General features: G+C 71.8%; 2 protein-coding genes. One reads left to right on the top strand and one right to left on the bottom strand.

The window, feature by feature from the left end; all coding sequences use genetic code 11:
- Positions 1-102: 102 nt before the first annotated feature.
- Positions 103-384 carry an adhesin gene (locus tag AB0B91_RS65840; protein ID WP_089001799.1) on the bottom strand — a complete coding sequence of 94 codons (282 nt, stop codon included), beginning with the start codon at positions 382-384 and terminating at the stop codon, positions 103-105.
- A gap of 298 nt (positions 385-682) precedes the next feature.
- Here AB0B91_RS65840 and AB0B91_RS65835 point away from each other — a divergent pair, with 298 nt between their 5' ends.
- On the top strand, positions 683-1,408 hold the full coding sequence (locus AB0B91_RS65835; RefSeq protein WP_089001800.1) for an aquaporin: 726 nt from the start codon (positions 683-685) through the stop codon (positions 1,406-1,408).
- The last annotated feature ends 202 nt before the right edge of the window (positions 1,409-1,610 follow it).

Here is a 1,610-nt window from a genome sequence, read left to right as displayed (position 1 = left end):
AGGCGCCACCGGAGCGGGGCCGCCCCGCCCGGCCGCACCGCAACGGGGAGACCCGGCGGGCCGGCTGAGCGCCGTCGGGCCGGGCACCGGTACGCACCGGCGTCACTGCTTCTCGGTGAACCCGAACTGGATGACGCCCTCGTCGTCGACGCTGGCGTCCACCGAGGCGTCGCCGAGCAGTTCGGCGGCGTCGGAGTCCAGGAAGATGCGCGCGCCCTGGTTGTCGACCACGTGGTCGCCGTCGACGGGCTCGGCGACCAGCTCGACGGTGAGCGAACCCGCGTCGGTGTCGGCGGCGATCCGCACCCCGCCGTCCTCGGCGACGTCCTGCTGGTTGGCGAGGTCTCGGATGACCAGCACGGCGTTGTCGGTCATGGTGAGCATGGCGGAACTCCTCGTGGATTCTCGGATTCACGGTGCGGGACCGGGCATCGGCCCGCGGGCGAGCACACGTGGGAGGCGATGGCGGGCGACGCGTACGCACGTCGCCGTCGCTCTTCGGGGCAGCTGAGGGCCCCTCCACGGCCTACGTTGCCCCCTGCCGGGGCATCCGTCAAATAGAGCGGATTAAGTGCGCCTGCTCTGCGGCGCTGGCCCCGTAGGGCTTCCCGACACGGGCGCCACACCGGCCACAACTGGCATCTACGCAGGTAGAGCCGCTTTTGCGCCTAGGCTGGGAGTCATGGACGACGCCCGGCGCTACGCCTGCGAGTTCCTCGGCACCCTGCTGCTGGTGTTCTTCGGGGTGGGCAGCGCGGTGGCCGCACGGGTGCAGGGTGGGGTCGTGGTGGTGGCGCTCGCCTTCGGGTTCATCATGCTCGCGCTGGTCTACACCGTCGGCCCGGTCTCCGGCAGCCACGTCAACCCGGCGGTGACGCTGGGCGTTCTGCTCTCCGGCAAGATCTCCATGGTCGGCGCGGTGGCGTACTGGGTCGCCCAGTTCGCGGGGGCCACCGTGGCGGGCTTCCTGCTCTGGGGGCTGACCCGATGGGGCGACGTGGTGGATCAGACGGGTGCGCTGGGCAGCAACGGCTACGGCGCGCACATCAACCTAGGCGGCGCGGCGGTGCTGGAGACCGTCCTGACGTTCCTGTTCGTGCTCGTCGTGCTCGTCGTCACCAGTCGCACCGAGCACGCCGCCGTCGCCGGGACCGCCATCGGGCTGGCCCTGGCTGCCGCACACCTCGTGGGCGTGACGCTGGACGGTACGTCGGTCAATCCGGCGCGGTCGTTCGGGCCGGCGCTGTTCGAAGGCGGGACGGCGTTGCGCCAGCTCTGGGTGTTCATCGTCTTCCCACTGCTCGGTGGGGTGCTCGCTGCCCTGGTGGCACCGCTGATCATCGGGCGGGGCCGGCGCTACCGGGGCGAGCCGGAGGAGCCGGTCAGACCCGCCCCAGGCACCGCCTGACCCCGGAAGCGCCCGGCGTCCTGCGGCGGCGGCGCCCGTTCTGCACATTTCCTTTTCGCGTACGGTCTTTCCTGGCAGATACCTGCATGGCAGCATCACCCCATGCATCGTCGTCTCTTCCCCCGGACGCTCGCGCTGGTGGCGCTGGTCGCCGCCGCGGCCACGGCGGGCGCGCCCACCGCCACCGCCGAGTCCCCGACCC

This window comes from Nonomuraea sp. NPDC049141, assembly GCF_040648415.1.
In the GTDB taxonomy this organism is placed as follows: Bacteria; Actinomycetota; Actinomycetes; order Streptosporangiales; family Streptosporangiaceae; genus Nonomuraea.
The sequence above is the reverse complement of the archived record's forward strand: the minus strand, read 5'-3'. Positions and strand labels throughout refer to the sequence as shown.